Annotated in this window: 19 protein-coding genes, 14 tRNA genes, 1 rRNA gene and 1 other annotated feature (1 of these 35 running past the window's edge); of the genes, 1 reads left to right on the forward strand and 33 read right to left on the reverse strand. The window is 45.6% G+C overall.

What is annotated here, in order from left to right:
• Window positions 1-29: 29 nt before the first annotated feature.
• The 4 genes from BN1068_RS15005 to BN1068_RS15020 all read right to left on the reverse strand — a co-directional run bounded on the left by BN1068_RS15005 (window position 30) and on the right by BN1068_RS15020 (window position 2,672).
• Complete coding sequence (locus BN1068_RS15005; RefSeq protein ID WP_077603655.1) at window positions 30-809, reverse strand: hypothetical protein; 780 nt, start codon at window positions 807-809, stop codon at window positions 30-32.
• Between the two features lie 392 nt (window positions 810-1,201).
• Complete coding sequence (locus BN1068_RS15010; RefSeq protein WP_077603656.1) at window positions 1,202-1,708, reverse strand: hypothetical protein; 507 nt, start codon at window positions 1,706-1,708, stop codon at window positions 1,202-1,204.
• Window positions 1,705-1,884, reverse strand: coding sequence for a hypothetical protein (locus BN1068_RS15015; RefSeq protein WP_077603657.1), 180 nt, complete (start codon window positions 1,882-1,884; stop codon window positions 1,705-1,707). The genes BN1068_RS15010 and BN1068_RS15015 overlap by 4 nt, the downstream gene beginning before the upstream one ends.
• 131 nt (window positions 1,885-2,015) lie before the next feature.
• Window positions 2,016-2,672 carry a sigma-70 family RNA polymerase sigma factor gene (locus BN1068_RS15020; protein ID WP_077603658.1) on the reverse strand — a complete coding sequence of 219 codons (657 nt, stop codon included), beginning with the start codon at window positions 2,670-2,672 and terminating at the stop codon, window positions 2,016-2,018.
• A 202-nt stretch (window positions 2,673-2,874) separates the two neighbouring features.
• Between BN1068_RS15020 and BN1068_RS24305 the strand changes: the two genes are divergently transcribed.
• Window positions 2,875-3,135, forward strand: coding sequence for a helix-turn-helix domain-containing protein (locus BN1068_RS24305; RefSeq protein WP_077603659.1), 261 nt, complete (start codon window positions 2,875-2,877; stop codon window positions 3,133-3,135).
• On the opposite strand, the gene BN1068_RS15030 is transcribed toward BN1068_RS24305, so the two are convergent.
• The 29 genes from BN1068_RS15030 to rrf form a co-directional block, all read right to left on the reverse strand.
• Window positions 3,059-4,030 (reverse strand): toprim domain-containing protein, encoded by a 972-nt coding sequence (locus BN1068_RS15030; protein ID WP_077603660.1) that lies wholly within the window; start codon window positions 4,028-4,030, stop codon window positions 3,059-3,061. The genes BN1068_RS24305 and BN1068_RS15030 overlap by 77 nt on opposite strands.
• A gap of 27 nt (window positions 4,031-4,057) precedes the next feature.
• Window positions 4,058-5,446 carry a DnaB-like helicase C-terminal domain-containing protein gene (locus BN1068_RS15035; RefSeq protein WP_077603661.1) on the reverse strand — a complete coding sequence of 463 codons (1,389 nt, stop codon included), beginning with the start codon at window positions 5,444-5,446 and terminating at the stop codon, window positions 4,058-4,060.
• A 3-nt stretch (window positions 5,447-5,449) separates the two neighbouring features.
• On the reverse strand, window positions 5,450-6,040 hold the full coding sequence (locus BN1068_RS15040) for a hypothetical protein (RefSeq protein WP_077603662.1): 591 nt from the start codon (window positions 6,038-6,040) through the stop codon (window positions 5,450-5,452).
• 83 nt (window positions 6,041-6,123) lie between these two features.
• Window positions 6,124-6,717: a hypothetical protein gene (locus tag BN1068_RS15045; protein WP_077603663.1), complete on the reverse strand. Its 594-nt coding sequence runs from the start codon at window positions 6,715-6,717 to the stop codon at window positions 6,124-6,126.
• 23 nt (window positions 6,718-6,740) lie between these two features.
• The gene (locus BN1068_RS15050) at window positions 6,741-7,097 is read right to left on the reverse strand and encodes a hypothetical protein (protein ID WP_077603664.1); all 357 of its coding nucleotides are present in this window, start codon (window positions 7,095-7,097) and stop codon (window positions 6,741-6,743) included.
• A gap of 180 nt (window positions 7,098-7,277) precedes the next feature.
• Window positions 7,278-7,454 carry a hypothetical protein gene (locus tag BN1068_RS23695; protein WP_175637160.1) on the reverse strand — a complete coding sequence of 59 codons (177 nt, stop codon included), beginning with the start codon at window positions 7,452-7,454 and terminating at the stop codon, window positions 7,278-7,280.
• A 14-nt stretch (window positions 7,455-7,468) separates the two neighbouring features.
• Window positions 7,469-8,248: an ATP-binding protein gene (locus tag BN1068_RS15055; protein ID WP_077603665.1), complete on the reverse strand. Its 780-nt coding sequence runs from the start codon at window positions 8,246-8,248 to the stop codon at window positions 7,469-7,471.
• Window positions 8,249-8,392, reverse strand: coding sequence for a hypothetical protein (locus BN1068_RS23700; protein ID WP_175637161.1), 144 nt, complete (start codon window positions 8,390-8,392; stop codon window positions 8,249-8,251).
• Window positions 8,393-8,581, reverse strand: a complete 189-nt coding sequence (locus tag BN1068_RS15060; protein ID WP_077603666.1) for a sporulation protein Cse60 — start codon at window positions 8,579-8,581, stop codon at window positions 8,393-8,395.
• A gap of 12 nt (window positions 8,582-8,593) precedes the next feature.
• Window positions 8,594-9,001, reverse strand: a complete 408-nt coding sequence (locus BN1068_RS15065; protein WP_077603667.1) for a hypothetical protein — start codon at window positions 8,999-9,001, stop codon at window positions 8,594-8,596.
• Entirely contained in the window at window positions 8,988-9,281 is a 294-nt protein-coding gene (locus BN1068_RS15070; protein ID WP_077603668.1) for a hypothetical protein, read from the reverse strand. The genes BN1068_RS15065 and BN1068_RS15070 overlap by 14 nt, the downstream gene beginning before the upstream one ends.
• Window positions 9,278-9,472: a hypothetical protein gene (locus tag BN1068_RS15075; protein ID WP_077603669.1), complete on the reverse strand. Its 195-nt coding sequence runs from the start codon at window positions 9,470-9,472 to the stop codon at window positions 9,278-9,280. The genes BN1068_RS15070 and BN1068_RS15075 overlap by 4 nt, the downstream gene beginning before the upstream one ends.
• Complete coding sequence (locus BN1068_RS23705; RefSeq protein WP_175637162.1) at window positions 9,473-9,889, reverse strand: hypothetical protein; 417 nt, start codon at window positions 9,887-9,889, stop codon at window positions 9,473-9,475. It abuts the gene before it with no gap.
• Window positions 9,890-10,476: 587 nt separating this feature from the next.
• A complete protein-coding gene (locus BN1068_RS24310) occupies window positions 10,477-11,451 on the reverse strand; it encodes a tyrosine-type recombinase/integrase (RefSeq protein WP_077603671.1) in 975 nt (324 codons plus the stop codon).
• 134 nt (window positions 11,452-11,585) lie between these two features.
• A tRNA-Leu gene (locus BN1068_RS15095) sits at window positions 11,586-11,669 on the reverse strand.
• 6 nt (window positions 11,670-11,675) lie between these two features.
• Window positions 11,676-11,749 (reverse strand) — tRNA-Cys (locus BN1068_RS15100).
• 8 nt (window positions 11,750-11,757) lie between these two features.
• Window positions 11,758-11,832: transfer RNA gene (locus BN1068_RS15105), tRNA-Gly, on the reverse strand.
• Between the two features lie 5 nt (window positions 11,833-11,837).
• Window positions 11,838-11,912: transfer RNA gene (locus tag BN1068_RS15110), tRNA-Gln, on the reverse strand.
• A 37-nt stretch (window positions 11,913-11,949) separates the two neighbouring features.
• Window positions 11,950-12,022: transfer RNA gene (locus BN1068_RS15115), tRNA-His, on the reverse strand.
• Window positions 12,023-12,027: 5 nt separating this feature from the next.
• A tRNA-Trp gene (locus BN1068_RS15120) sits at window positions 12,028-12,101 on the reverse strand.
• 15 nt (window positions 12,102-12,116) lie between these two features.
• A tRNA-Tyr gene (locus tag BN1068_RS15125) sits at window positions 12,117-12,201 on the reverse strand.
• A 16-nt stretch (window positions 12,202-12,217) separates the two neighbouring features.
• Window positions 12,218-12,290, reverse strand: a tRNA-Phe gene (locus tag BN1068_RS15130).
• 23 nt (window positions 12,291-12,313) lie between these two features.
• A tRNA-Asp gene (locus BN1068_RS15135) sits at window positions 12,314-12,390 on the reverse strand.
• Between the two features lie 4 nt (window positions 12,391-12,394).
• A tRNA-Met gene (locus tag BN1068_RS15140) sits at window positions 12,395-12,471 on the reverse strand.
• Between the two features lie 22 nt (window positions 12,472-12,493).
• Window positions 12,494-12,569: transfer RNA gene (locus BN1068_RS15145), tRNA-Val, on the reverse strand.
• Window positions 12,570-12,574: 5 nt separating this feature from the next.
• A tRNA-Glu gene (locus tag BN1068_RS15150) sits at window positions 12,575-12,649 on the reverse strand.
• Between the two features lie 15 nt (window positions 12,650-12,664).
• Window positions 12,665-12,756: transfer RNA gene (locus tag BN1068_RS15155), tRNA-Ser, on the reverse strand.
• Between the two features lie 3 nt (window positions 12,757-12,759).
• Window positions 12,760-12,834: transfer RNA gene (locus BN1068_RS15160), tRNA-Asn, on the reverse strand.
• A 67-nt stretch (window positions 12,835-12,901) separates the two neighbouring features.
• Window positions 12,902-13,017: ribosomal RNA gene (gene rrf / locus BN1068_RS15165) — 5S ribosomal RNA — on the reverse strand.
• Window positions 13,018-13,147: 130 nt separating this feature from the next.
• Window positions 13,148-15,802: a sequence feature (most likely nonfunctional fraction of RNA operon), on the reverse strand (it continues 675 nt past the right edge of the window).

Here is a 15,802-nt window from a genome sequence, read left to right on the forward strand (position 1 = left end):
TTCCGTGTCTAATTCGTCCTTATAATCGCCTAGAAAGGTAAATCATCCGAACTAATTTCTAACGGCTCTCCTGCCGATTCCTTTTCGCCTTCTCCGTCCGCCTCTTTTGGCTTCGGGATTTCGTAGCCGATTTTAGTAACGTCAAAACCTGACTGTACTAATCGTCGAAGCATTTCATCCTCGTCAGCCTCGAAATTAACTCCGTGGAAATCCTCGATTTTAAACTCTTCAGGAGCCTTATCGAAGTTTTCTTGCTGCTTCGAAGTCAAGTCGTCAAGGTCAACGATCGGTGTCAGCGATACGGAACCGTCAGATTCTTTCTCAAGCTCGAACGCTACTTTCCCTAGCTTGCCTTTCTCCGCCTGTTTAAGGAGAGGCTTGCGAATTGCGTTCGCTTGGTTCTTGGAAACGTCAATTACGATTCTCTCTCCGCTGTCTAAGTCAAAGAACCCAAGTGCAAATCGAAGTTTTGGCTTGTATTTATAAGCTTCATTCGATTCTTTGTCGCCGAACTCTTTAGAATTTTCGTAGTGGTGCAAGAACGCCTTATCCCAGATTGTTAAGTCTTCTTGTGGGAATCCTTTATCGGATTTCTTCGAAGGTTTTTTCGCTACAAACGAAGGCACTCCTCCGCCACCTTTACTGTATATACCGTAGTTATAAAATCCGAACAGGTCGTTCGTCCCAATCGCTTTAACTACGTACTTACTACCGCCTTTGAATGAGGAAAACTCTTTATCATTTCCGCCAGTATTGCCGCTTGATTCTAGCGTGTCTAATGCATCTTGACCGCTGATAATTTCTGCCATTTAACGCATTCCTCCTGTAATTTCGTAATTAATTCGGAACTGCTTCCGGCAAGGGTGCGACCCCACCGCTCTCTAAGCAAGCTCGTGTCCTGCCTCCGGGCTATCGCCCTCTATGGCGTTTCCGGAAGGCTTACGTTCCTTGTGTCTTTCCCTTCGCGTTGTCAACCCTTGCTTACGTCGGCTTCCGCCTGTGGATCGGAAGGAAACGCTACAAGGACGGAAGGGAATTTCTTTCGCCAACGCTTGCGAATGCGTTGGCTTTTTAGAAGGCGCGCTCCTTCCCGACGATACACGTACAAGCGCTTGGGCTTTTTTAGGCTGCTTGGGCAAGCACGTATACCGTAGGCAAGGGCGGAACTAACAGCTCCGCTAAAAGTTAACCACGTAGAGCTTTAGACCTCTACGCCGAATCCTTCTGCCGCTCTTTTCATTGCGACTATATCCGTTTCTAAATTCGCCTTTTCATCGGTTAGTTTCGTTAACTTCTCCGTAATACTTCGAATAGTATTCGGATTTTTAGCTTTAAGAAAGTTAATCTGCGTCTCTAATACCGCAATGCTAATTTTCTTTAGTTCCGCCTTTTTCAGGCGCAAAAACTTCCGAGCTTCCTTTTCGATTAACGATTCTAAACGCTTAGAATGTTCGTTAGCTTCAAAGGATGGCTTAACCGTGACCACCTTGTCGCCATCCATTACGATGACATAAGCATCCGTAAAGTAGTGCGTTTGGTGTCCTCTATTTTGCTTCCGTTTAGAACGTTCAATGTTCGTTCGGACCCACGCTATGCCTGCGTCAATATCCTCTATACCGATGCGTTGGCGTAAGCGTTCTTTGGCGTGGCTGGTTAGCGTAATTATGCCGTTAAATTGCTTTGCTTGGCGGGCTGTTGGCTGATTCATGCGATAACAACTCCTCTCACTGATGGGCGAATGAAGTCGTATTCGTCTTCGTATCCGTGCCAGCCTCCGTTGTAAGTAACGGAAGGTTCTGGCGTTTGGTGTTCGTTTATAAGGTCGATTTGTTCTATCGTTAAAGGCGTTGTAGCCGGGATAATTTCGATTGCATTTCGTAGCATTTTCGGTTCCTCCTTATTTTGTAATCGTATTGTAAATACAGGTTACTAGTTGACTAGTTGACTGACATAAAAAATAATCGTATAATTGAGTAGAATCGGTCCCATTTCATTTAGGAAATGGCAATAGCAAACTAAGCCGTTTTAATACTAACGGTCGGTACGGTAAAATAATCATAAATAGACCCGTACTCGGTAGTGTTGAATTGTTTGGCGACTTTCTCAACTCTCCGTTTTGCTGCTGGATGACTGATTCCGAGCTGTTTGGCGATGGCTCGATAAGAATTTGATTTTGAAAGGGCTGCGACTGCTTGCTGGCATTTTTCGTCAGCCCTTTCTAATAACGAAGTGAGTAGTTGATACTGCTCACTTTCTTTCTGTAAATACTCGATGGCTTCTTCCTCCGCATTGGCGTGCGGTATAAACGGAATGATAGACGGATCGTCTTCCATCGAAGTTTCGAACGAGGATACGTTAGCATTGGCGTGTTTGTTGTTCTCCTTCGCTCTTTGCTTGCAAGCATTGGCGATACTTGCAGATAAATAATGGTAAAAGTGTCCTTGTGACGTATTAAAAGCCTTGATTACGTCTAAAATCTTAATGTTTGCGATACTAAGTACTTCATCTGCATCCAAGCGATATTTGTAAGCCAGGGAGCCGATAACTCCTTTACTCGACCAAATGTCGCTTAACTCCAGGTAAAAATCGGTGAATAACTCGTCGTACTGTAGTTCGTCATCACAAGATTGTAAGGACTCTACGTAACTATTTAATTTTTTGTAATCGTGCAATTTGCATCCTCCTTTATTAACTTACAATACTATTTAGTAGTTTACCGAGGTGAGTGGAACGTTTTTTATTTAAAAACTTTATTTATTTGAAACCTTTATCCATCAGCCTCGTATTACATTATATGAGCTTAACTACGAAAAGTCAATACATTCAATTGCTTTTACGCAGTTATTTAAAATATACGCAAAGGAGCTGTTTTATATGACTGAATCATTCAAAAAGCCGAAGCGTGACTACACCGTACCTATAAGTTATAAACCTTTACATAAGACGCTTATTGATAAAGGACTAACAACAACGCAACTACAAAAAGATTACGGTGTTTATGGTACAAGTGCTATACGTAAACTCAATCATCACGAACCGGTTAGCTTAGATACAATTGCTAAAATATGCCGTTTCCTAAACGTTCCCATCGAGGAAGTGGTCGAGGTTCTTCCTCCAGACAAGTCGGACGAGTAGTAAGAACCTCGTTAACGTCTTTTATTCCTTCAGGAAAGACACGGCGATAAATCTGTAACTCCGGAAAGGCTTGGTGGATTTGCTCCGCTACCTTTTCGCCTGCTTTATCTGCGTCCGTAGAAATTACCAATCGTTCGATAGGCGTCCGCTTAATAGCGTCTATCTGTTTCCGGCTTATGCTCGCACTTCCGAGCGCTATAGCCGGTTTTTTTACGCTCCATAAGCTCATAGCGTCGATTTCTGCTTCGCAAACCTCTACGTCTGTCAATTCGTGCTTTATGACCTTATCTAAGCCGAAGACTAGCTCTCGGATTGGATTAGCGCCTCTTTTGTACCAGAACGCCTTTCCTCTAATTTTTCGAAACTTTATATTCGCAAGCTGTCCGTTAGGGTGACGCCACGGTATGACAACCGCTTGACTTGTTGGGGCAAAGCGAGTGTTAAAGAACGCCTCTACTTTCGGGTCAATTCCTCGGGAAGAAAGATACGTATGTCTTTGCTTATATTGCGTAAGCTCTTCTTCCGGCAGAACGATACGTTTCCTCTCACGCTTTAATTGCGGCAGCGGCACACGATAATGGTCGGCTAAATCTAACAGCCCGTATTTTCCGAGAAGATAGTCGACTGTTTCTTCGTAGGTTTCCGATCGCAAGAACGAAAGTAATTTTACGAGATTACCAGACTCATAATCTGCGTCATATGCTCCGCTGTCTTTCCAGCTTCCGGCGTATTCTCCCTCAAGGCTAACGAAAAATGAAGGCGTGTTATCGTAACGAAACGGGCTTGCTGCGATTAATTTATCCGAAGTCCAGCGTGGTCGTATCCATTCAAACTCGGATAGTTCCTCGGCTACATTTACGTCTAATTCGATTCCCGCTACTTTTACGTAAGGCATAATCGCTCTCCTTCCTAGACACTATCGCTAGAACCCCTCGATTGCATCGAGTAGCTCCGCATCCTGTATCGACAACTCTTCGATAATTCCGTATTGCGGAAGGTAGATGATTTCAGCCTCTTCGCCTTCTCCTCCGTCACGTCCTTTATTTAATCCGATTAAGCCTCGACCTTGCTTGTAATCGGTATCTACTCCGATTAATAAGTAAGCGTCTTCTAGGAGCTGCTTCGTTTTCTTGACGTCTTTACGTTGCGGAATTTTTAGCTCTCGGCTGCCATCGTCTTCCTTTTGTTCGTCCTCTTCATCGGCTTGGGTTATTGCAAAGATAACCGTTTGTGTTTTACCGGCAAGTCTGCGGAGCTTTTTCGAGGTATTGGCTGCGTCTCCTCCGGTAGTCTTCGAAGTGTTGCGCTCATAGTCGAGGTAGTAGAAGGGATCGACGACGACTATATCCGCCTCCGTTGCGATAATATCCGACTCCAACGCTTTTAAGCTTCTGTCGTCAAAGTCCTCGTCATCGACGCCTCTTACGATAATGTTTCCAGGTAACAGTTCGTTAATCTTCGTTATAAACTCGAAAAACTTTTCCTCGAAGTCTTCTGACAATTCTCCTCGGCGTAATTCTGCGGAATCAAATCCGATGTCCATATTAACTCCGTTTATTTCAGCGGTAGCAAAGTCGCCAACCGTCCGAGAGTAATACGTAAATATCCGCACCATCAACTCGTACCATCCCATTTCCATCGCCCATATAAGAACGTTAGCGCCTTGTCTAGCGAGATTAATCGCTTCTGCTAACGTAATAGCCGATTTCCCTCTCCCGGACTTACCGTAAGGGACGTATAGATTCGAAGAGGTATATCCGCCAACTACATTGTTAATGAACGCAAATAGGCTGTTATATATCCGGAAGGACTCTCCCCTTTTCCTCCGCAAATACTCCTCTTTAATTTTCGCTGCATCCTTCTTTATGTCCGTTCCTACTTTACTTCGAACGCTTGTTCTTATTTTAATATGTTCTAGCTCGGAAATCAAGGTTTCTATCGCAGAAATTCCGTCTTTTTCATTTATTACCTGTTCTACAGTTTGCTTAGTCGGCTTGCCAGATGCGTCCGGCGTGCCTGCGAACATCTCGACTACTTGGCGTTTAGCAGCTTGCGACTTGACCTCTTTCGCCAGATAACCGAAGTCATCGACGACTCCTTCCCGGTAATAAAAGTCTGGAAACTTTTCGACAACTGTTCGATAATCCGGCGCTTTTCCTCCGTAACGCTGTCCGTACGATTCGATAAAAGAATACACATTACGTTCTGTCTCCGTGGAGAAATCCGATTCTTTTAAATCGTACTGGCGAGCGAGGAGTGTTTCTCCGTCGTCTAATATACGTGATAGTAATTGCTCGCCGTGATTTGCCATGCGCTACCCCTCCTTTCTTATTTGCGTTAATTCTCGCCTATTCTCTGCTAATTCCGATAACCTTTCCTCGGCTTGGAGGCGCTCCTGATAATCCGTGCTATGCCGTAAAGTATCGAGCCAGTAGTCGATTTCAGCGGTCAATTTCTGTTCAACATCCCTTACGATAATTTTCTCAAATGCGTCCACATCGGACGTAACCGTAGGAAGCTCTTTAGTTAGTCGAGGCTTCGTAGCGTAATCGAGCCATTCTTCCGCTACCCATTTATCGGAAAAAGATGCGTCATCATGCATCGTAGTATGGAGTTTATACCGATAGGTTTCGTCATCTTGATCGAATCGGCTTGCTTTAACTTCATACAATACCGGTTCCATCGGATTATAAACTCCGCCCCAATAGTCCGATGAATTCGTTATATAGACGAAATCTCCTTCGTCGAATAGCGGCAGTAATTCGTCAGATAAGTCCGTCTCACCGAGCCATATAAAGTCCGAATCTTCCGATTTCTTTTCACGTGAAGCATATGCTGCTCCGATCGTAAAGGCACATATTCCCGAGATTGCAGCGCCCAGAATTACTGATTTAAGGCGTTTCATTGGCGTTCCTCCTTGACGGTGATATAACTATACACCACGATTTTCTACTCCGCAAGATTTTAATTCGGAATCTGAATTTTCAATTATCTATAACGTGCAGAGTCGTCGATTATTTTCCCGCAATCCGAAATAATTGAACCTAACTCTGCATTACCTAAATGAACGTCTCTCCATGACACTTCGATTAACCTATATGACTTTCCTTCGTATGATACTATATCGCCAATCTGCTTCCCTTCCGGCTGTGGAGCGTTCAAGTATTCGTACATAACGGGATTTCCAAAGGCTCTTCTAAGCGCAATAGCCTTTCCGATATATTCGTTAAAGCAGTCGTTAGGGTCACATTTAGCGATTCCTCTCGAGCGGACATATCCGGTAGAATTAAACTTAACGAGCGCAACCACTGTCCGTTTTTCAGCGTTAACTACGAATTCTACGTATTCTCCCGATTTAGAAAGTATTTCTTCGACGAGGCTTATATCGCCTTTTGCAAGCGCAACAATTTCGTCCCTTGACATTGTAACTTTGTCGACCGCTAACATTGCGCCAACTTCCTCGTGAAAGTCCCGCAAATCTTCCTCCGACAACTTCGCTAAAATATCGGTAAATAATTCCTTTAATTCCGGATAGCTTATTTCGACTGTACTTGCGTTTTGGCTTTCGGTCTGATTCGGCATTTAATCGTCTCCCTTTCGTTTATTTAATCGTTAATTCCTTCGATTTCAATTCCGAGCGTGTTTAAAGTAAATCGGACCCCTGCGTCATATCCTTGATCAAATTCGTTATCACTCGAAGCTTCGTAGTGTGCCCGTAATTTTTCGTGAGGTGTCTCCTCGACATCATATCCGTAAGCTAATGCGGAGACGTAATCGACTGGATTTTCGATATAGTAATCTATAAGTGTCGGCTCATACTCCGGAAATTCTTCGTCTAAGGTTCGCCAATTTGTAAGCCAAGTAATCTTGTTAGAATCTTCCGGACCTAACTTTCCTGGAATTTCGCTCCAAACTTCCTCGATTGCTTCCGCAACTTCCTTCGGTAATATTACTTTTTCCATTCCGCTTCCTCCTTTAATTTAGTCTGCTCTATACGTTTTTTATATAATAAGTAGAACTCTCTAGTTATTCAAGCAGACTTTTAAAACATTTTATTTTAAGTTAGAAAATCCGATTAATAAGTCCATCTTTTCGTCAGCTGTCAGTTTGCTCCACGTTCCCGCTTTAATTTTCATCCTGATTCACTCCTCTGTATTGATTACCTCGTCTTCGGTAAAACTCTGAATTCTTCCGCCTTTCCCGTATTCAAGTAAAAATTCGCCAGTCTTATCACTTCGAGCAATTACCACTCCTTTGATTCCGCTCTTTAGTCCAACAACCTTGCCGAATTCATACTCGTTAATCGGTTTACTACTCATCCTCATTTCCTCCTCTACTTACGTTTGCCTCGGCGCGATTCCCCAGCGAAGTGAATCTCCTGGCACATATCGCGAACCCTATCCGCTAACCTTTCCTCGCCGAATACGTCCGGCAATTCGCTAATCAATACGTTGGAAGTATAAACTGTAGGCAGTCGATTACTAACACGATGATTGATAACGCTATGCAAGTCTCCTCGCCATCCTTCCGTAGATTCCCTTACGCCGATGTCGTCAAGGACAACGAAATCGGTATATTTCGCCTTTTCAATCGCCCTGTAATATGCTTCTGCTGCTCGCTCCGCGAGGTCTTGCGGAACCTTTGGACGATTAAACTCTGTATACTTCGTCTGCAACTCGTTAACGTCCAAGAAGTAGCATGGACGCTGTTTCGGCGTAACTCCTCGCTTTAAACTTCCGATGTAGTGCGTAACTAAGTATTCGTTAAGCAATGCGCTGGCAGTCGTCGTCTTTCCAGTTCCGGGTTCTTCCGAGTAAAGATAAACGGACTTTATGCGAATCTCATTTTCCGATTGTCCCTCTAAGCGTAAGCTCTCACGGACATCCTCGAACTGTTTGCGAAAGGATTCCGCATAGCTCGCTAGTGAGGTGTATACCTTCGGCTGGGCTTCGCTAACTGGAGAATCAGAAAGCAATACGCCGGAATAGTCCGCAGGCAATCCGATATTAGCTGCACGACCTCCTTTTCCGTTGTGACCTTGTAAGCCGATGTATAGCGGATTAGAAGGTTCGCAGAGCTTATCGGATACATTTCGTAATAAACAAGCGGTCATTCATTCGCCCTCCTTTTCGTTCGTTTCCTCTAAAATTCCGATGACTACATTTCGCATAGCATCATCGTATATTTTTCCTACGGTCATAAATCCGATAAGGAATCCGACTATTACTCCGAGCATTAGTCCGCTGAAAAACGTCATTTAGTTATCCTCCTCGTAAATCAGCAGAGCTTGCGTATATCCGTACGTATGCTCCGTCTCGGGTGTCACATAGTACTTCACGTCAATTAACTGCCTGTTTTTCGTCAGTAAGAAATTATTAATTTGGTCGGATATCCGCTCATCTTCTTCGGATTCTATAAACTCTTTCACAAGCCGCATTCCTCTCATTTTACCGCCTCCTTAAAAGAATCCTTCGTCTATTTCCGTTGATTTCGCAGCCTCTTGCTTCCGCCTTTCTTTCGCACGCTCTTTCTCTATCTCCGCCTGTACAACCGGCATATTTTCCCGCATATAACTCCAAGCGAATGTAAACGTCATATACGGGTATTGAGGCTTTGGCGTATACTTTTCGATGCAGATTTCGATAAACCGTTTAAGCTCGGCTGCTCCGTAATTAACGATTGCCTGCTTAATCATGGCGTTTTCGCGTATCCAACGCTGATTTTTTGAGCCTGCGCCTGTAGGTTCGTAAGTGACTCCGAATTTTTCTTCGGTTAGATGAATGAGGTACGTTCGGATAGTTGTCGTATTCCATTTTTCTATCGGGAGATTGCGCCAGTCTTTCGTAGATACTTTAGCGTCTGCCATACGTATCGTCCTCCGTTCCTGTTGCGTTGTGGTATGATCGGTATAATATGCGTACTTTGTCGGCGTCTTTTGCGTCGACGCATTGAATTCCTACATGCTTCGCAAATCTATCCGCAAAAGGAGCATGAATTGCTAACTTTAAACGTTCGGGAACTGCGCTTACTACAATCCCCGAAAAGTGATGCGTACTCTCGTTCTTAACTTCTACGACATCCCCTACGCCAACTTTATCGAGGTCGAATACTTTTTCCGTGATTTGTTTCGCTAAGCTCTCGCTCATTCAATCTCTCCCTCCTTTACAGGACGCAAACCGTATCCAATTACGTACAGTTTGCCGTCGTCCCCTTCGTCGAATCCGTTAATAGGACGACTTTCTCCATAACTTCCTATCGTATGGATAACAGTGTCCTCCGAGAATCCGTAATGTTCGACTAAATCGTCCATCGCAGCTCTTACGTCATTAATCGTCATTTAATCGCCTCCGTTTAGTTTAATGGACTCTAGGGGTATAGGTTTCTCTCCTCTTAAAACGGCATTTTCATGCGTTAAACTACGAATTATCTTCTTGCTCATTTCAACGCTCTTACGTAGCCGTTCGATTTCTCCGTCCTTTTCTTCGATAATGTCCGTAAGATAATCTTTTTCTGTCCGAAGAGAGCTGACGATATCTAAATCTCCGATAGGACATAGCGATTCAATTTCTGCAATAAGCTTTGGAATGTCTTGGCGTGCATTTGCGATGAAGGTAGCGTCCTCCGTTCTTGCAGGGTCAGCAACTTCGTACCCTAATTCGCCATCATATACTTTATAAACCGACCTTGTCCACGGACCCTTTGTCGCTTTTTCGCAGCGTTCCTTGATAGCTTCGAATTCTTGCTTCGTTATCATTTCGTAACCTCCTCGTAAGTTTGTATCGTTCTACTCCCGAATGGGATTCCGAGAAATCGCCTTTTAACACGTTTTTCTCACGTCGATTTATAGTACCGATCCTCATAAATTGCGACCCATTCCTCGTGAATGTACGAAACTATCTCGTCACTTCTATCCATTTCGACCTTTAGCACACACGGAATGTCTGCATGTACATCTACGATAGTTCCTTCGCTTTCGATCGGAAATTCAGCCGAATATCCGTCGTATACGTACTCGACTCTATCGCCTACTTTCGGTTGTCTATCGAGATAAATCCTTTCTCGGAATATGTCGTTACCTATATAGCGCATATTACTTTCCTCCTTTCCGATAGTTTTTAGTAAGCGAAATATAACGTTAATAAAGTACTCTTAAGCTAAGCAAAGCTTAGCTGCAAGGCAAAGCCTTGCTAAGGGTTTTTATTAATCGTTATTACTTTTACGAAAATAACTTACAATACTACTTAGTCGTATTTATAACGTAGTGGAACGTTTTTATCGAAAAAAGTTTAAATTAATTTTGCGCATAAAAAAAAGAACGCCCAAAAGGACGCTCTTTATACGCTATCTTATTCGATTTAAATTCTCCATCGGACTAAAACGTTTATGTGATTCGAAAACTTCCGTACTAAATAGGTTAACGTAGACCCGAACCATATCCAGCGAAGAATGTCCGAGTATCTTCTGCAATTCGAAAACGTTAGCGCCATTCCTAACACTCATTTTCGCAAAAGTGTGTCGGAAGGTGTGCGGGCTGCTTCTTACGTTTTTTATATTCGCCATCCTCCCATACTTTTCAATCCGATTCTGCACGGCTCGGCGGGACATCTTCGTATCATCATGAGTTATAAATAAGTAATCTGTTTCTGAGCGTCCTCTTATCCGCATATATTTACGTAGTAGCTTCGCCGTTTTTGCCTGGAACGGAACTAAACGATCATTACCGTTTTTACCGTGAATAAGAATCTGCGAATCTTCCAGTCTCACATCGTTAATTTCAATATCGACAAGTTCTCGCAATCTAATTCCCGTCTCCAGGAAAACGCCCATTATAACGTAATCTCGTAACCCTACGAAAGTAGAAAGGTTAGGTTGCGCAAATAGTTCGGAAATTTGCTCCTTCGTGAACGTTTCAATGTCCGTTGTTTTTGCTCCTCCTATCTTAATATCTTTCATCGGAGAATTTTCGATAACTCCCTTCTTAACGCACCAATTAAAGAACGCTCGGAAAGCCCTTAGATTCGTTCGAATAGTCGTATCCTTAAGTCCTTTCTCCTCTTTCGAGTACAGAATATACCCATCGCTTAGAATGTCCTCTGTAATACTCCTAATCCTTGTTGAATACCCTTGTTGCGATAGTACTTTTTCGAGATTCCGCAATTTGTCTCGATAGTAAAAAATCGTATCCTCACTTCGTTGGTTTAACCGTACAGAACGCAAAAAAGCCTCGACATTTTCGTCGAAGCTATCATCTATTACGTTCGTATTCTGCTTAAGTTCTTCCGTAGTATCAGATATAAACGTTCGCCTTTTCGCCATCTTACTCGCATCCTTCTTCGCGCTTTAATTTAGTCCTGCGAAGTGTATCGAGTCTTGCGAAGTGCTTACCGCATATTCCTTCGAAATAGAAAACGCCGAACCCTTGCGTAGCAAGAGATTCAGCGCTTCTAAGATACCGGTGGTCGGGGTCGAACCGACACGTCCCAGAGGACACGGGATTTTGAGTCCCGCGCGTCTGCCAATTCCGCCACACCGGCATGTTTTGGAGGCGGTAACCGGATTTGAACCGGTGATAAAGGTTTTGCAGACCTCTGCCTTACCACTTGGCTATACCGCCATTTCTTCTGGAGCGGAAGACGGGATTCGAACCCGCGACCCCCACCTTGGCAAGGTGATGTTCTACCACTGAACTACTTCCGCAAAAATGGCTGGGCCACTAGGATTCGAACCTAGGGTACACGGGATCAAAACCCGATGCCTTACCGCTTGGCTATGGCCCAATGATCAAATATTAATTTATGTATTAAATAAAAAAGGGGCGACCGGTGGGGATCGAACCCACGTATGCCGGAGCCACAATCCGGTGCGTTAACCACTTCGCCACGACCGCCATATTGGCAGGGGTAGTAGGAATTGAACCCACATCAAAGGTTTTGGAGACCTTCGTTTTACCATTAAACTATACCCCTATAAAATTTTATAAATGGTGGAGGGGGGCAGATTCGAACTGCCGAACCCTGAGGGAGCGGATTTACAGTCCGCCGCGTTTAGCCACTTCGCTACCCCTCCACGAAGATTAAAAAGGTGGCTCGGGACGGAATCGAACCGCCGACACAAGGATTTTCAGTCCTCTGCTCTACCGACTGAGCTACCAAGCCATATACTGTTTTCAATCTTTTAATGGCGGTCCGGACGGGACTCGAACCCGCGACCTCCTGCGTGACAGGCAGGCATTCTAACCAGCTGAACTACCGGACCATTTTGGTTGCGGGGGTAGGATTTGAACCTACGACCTTTGGGTTATGAGCCCAACGAGCTACCAGACTGCTCCACCCCGCGATATGAACTTATGAATCTTACATGGTGGAGGATGCAGGGCTCGAACCTGCGACCCCCTGCTTGTAAGGCAGGTGCTCTCCCAGCTGAGCTAATCCTCCATAATTGGTGACCCGTACGGGATTCGAACCCGTGTTACCGCCGTGAAAGGGCGGTGTCTTAACCGCTTGACCAACGGGCCATGTGAAAGTTTTAATGGCGGAGAGCGAGGGATTCGAACCCTCGAAGCCGCGATAGCGGCTTACACGATTTCCAATCGTGCTCCTTCGGCCTCTCGGACAGCTCTCCATATGGCTCCACAGGTAGGATTCGAACCTACGACCGATCGGTTAACAGCCGATTGCTCTACCACTGAGCTACTGTGGAATAATCCATAATATTAAATAAAGAAGTAATTCGCTTGTCCTTAAGGACTTAATAAGAGAATACTCTTGCCTGGCGACGTCCTACTCTCGCAGGGGGAAGCCCCCAACTACCATTGGCGCTGAAGAACTTAACTTCTGTGTTCGGCATGGGAACAGGTGTGACCTCTTCGCTATCGTTACCAGACAAGGATTTTAAAAATCAGTAACAATCAATATTATAATCGTTTTTGAGAAAAAATCAAGTACTAATTTTAAAAAATATGTATAATTTTGCACCCTGAAAACTAAATAAGAGTAACATGACATCAAAAAACTTAGATAAGTCCTCAATCGATTAGTATCCGTCAGCTGCACGTGTCGCCACGCTTCCACCTCGGACCTATCAACCTCATCGTCTCTGAGGGATTTTACTCACTTGAAGTGATGGGAAGTTTCATCTTGAGGGGGGCTTCATGCTTAGATGCTTTCAGCACTTATCCTTTCCACACGTAGCTACCCAGCTATGCTCCTGGCGGAACAACTGGTACACCAGCGGTGTGTCCATCCCGGTCCTCTCGTACTAAGGACAGCTCCTCTCAAACTTCCAACGCCCACGACGGATAGGGACCGAACTGTCTCACGACGTTCTGAACCCAGCTCGCGTACCGCTTTAATGGGCGAACAGCCCAACCCTTGGGACCGACTACAGCCCCAGGATGCGATGAGCCGACATCGAGGTGCCAAACCTCCCCGTCGATGTGAACTCTTGGGGGAGATAAGCCTGTTATCCCCGGGGTAGCTTTTATCCGTTGAGCGATGGCCCTTCCATGCGGAACCACCGGATCACTAAGCCCGACTTTCGTCCCTGCTCGACTTGTAGGTCTCGCAGTCAAGCTCCCTTCTGCCTTTACACTCTACGAATGATTTCCAACCATTCTGAGGGAACCTTTGGGCGCCTCCGTTACCTTTTAGGAGGCGACCGCCCCAGTCAAACTGCCCGCCTGACACTGTCTCCGAACCGGATTACGGTCCTGGGTTAGAATGGTCATACAGTTAGGGTGGTATCCCACGGGTGCCTCCACGTAAGCTGGCGCTCACGCTTCAAAGGCTCCCACCTATCCTGTACAAACTGCACAAACATTCCATATCAGGCTACAGTAAAGCTCCACGGGGTCTTTCCGTCCTGTCGCGGGTAATGCGCATCTTCACGCATAGTATAATTTCACCGGGTCTCTCGTTGAGACAGTGCCCAAGTCGTTGCACCTTTCGTGCGGGTCGGAACTTACCCGACAAGGAATTTCGCTACCTTAGGACCGTTATAGTTACGGCCGCCGTTTACTGGGGCTTCGGTTCAAAGCTTCGCTCCGAAGAGCTAACTCTTCCCCTTAACCTTCCAGCACCGGGCAGGTGTCAGCCCCTATACTTCGCCTTTCGGCTTCGCAGAGACCTGTGTTTTTGCTAAACAGTCGCTTGGGCCTATTCACTGCGGCTCACTCACAAGTGAGCACCCCTTCTCCCGAAGTTACGGGGTCATTTTGCCGAGTTCCTTAACGAGAGTTCTCCCGCTCACCTTAGGATTCTCTCCTCGCCTACCTGTGTCGGTTTGCGGTACGGGCACCTATGATCTAACTAGAGGCTTTTCTTGGCAGTGTGAAATCAGGAACTTCGGTACTCTATTTCCCTCCCCGTCACAGCTCAGAAATATATCAGACGGATTTGCCTGTCTGACTTCCTCGCATGCTTGGACGCACATCCATCAGTGCGCACTCCTTATCCTCCTGCGTCCCCCCATTGTTCAAACGATCATGAGGTGGTACAGGAATATCAACCTGTTGTCCATCGCCTACGCCTGTCGGCCTCGGCTTAGGTCCCGACTAACCCTGAGAGGACGAGCCTTCCTCAGGAAACCTTAGGCATTCGGTGAAAGAGATTCTCACTCTTTTTTCGCTACTCATACCGGCATTCTCACTTCAAAGCGCTCCACCAGTCCTCACGGTCTGACTTCTCTGCACTTTGAACGCTCTCCTACCATTGTTCGTAAGAACAATCCGCAGCTTCGGTAATACGTTTAGCCCCGGTACATTTTCGGCGCAGCGTCACTCGACCAGTGAGCTATTACGCACTCTTTCAATGATGGCTGCTTCTAAGCCAACATCCTGGTTGTCTGTGCAACGCCACATCCTTTTCCACTTAACGTATATTTTGGGACCTTAGCTGGCGGTCTGGGCTGTTTCCCTTTCGACTATGAACCTTATCACCCATAGTCTGACTCCCAAGTTGAAGTAACTGGCATTCGGAGTTTGACTGAATTCGGTAACCCGGTAGGGGCCCCTAGTCCAATCAGTGCTCTACCTCCAGTACTCACTATCTTGAGGCTAGCCCTAAAGCTATTTCGGAGAGAACCAGCTATCTCTGTGTTCGATTGGAATTTCACCGCTACCCACACCTCATCCCCGCATTTTTCAACATACGTGGGTTCGGGCCTCCAGTCAGTGTTACCTGACCTTCACCCTGGACATGGGTAGATCACACAGTTTCGGGTCTACGACCGCATACTCCTTCGCCCTATTCAGACTCGCTTTCGCTACGGCTCCGTGTCTTCCACTTAACCTTGCATACGATCGTAACTCGCCGGTCCATTCTACAAAAGGTACGCCGTCACCCATTAACGGGCTCCGACTACTTGTAGGCACACGGTTTCAGGTTCTATTTCACTCCCCTCCCGGGGTGCTTTTCACCTTTCCCTCACGGTACTGGTTCACTATCGGTCACTAGGTAGTATTTAGCCTTGGGAGATGGTCCTCCCGGATTCCGACGGAATTCCACGTGTTCCGCCGTACTCAGGATACACTCCGGAGGAAATTCCTTTTCAACTACAGGGCTGTTACCTTCTTTGGCTGACCTTTCCAAGTCGATTCATTTAAAGAATTTCTTTGTAACTCACGTTAGAGTGTCCTACAACCCCAGGAAGCAAGCTTCCTGGTTTGGGC

The organism is Oceanobacillus sojae (genome assembly GCF_900162665.1).
Classification (GTDB): Bacteria; Bacillota; Bacilli; order Bacillales; family Amphibacillaceae; genus Oceanobacillus; species Oceanobacillus sojae_A.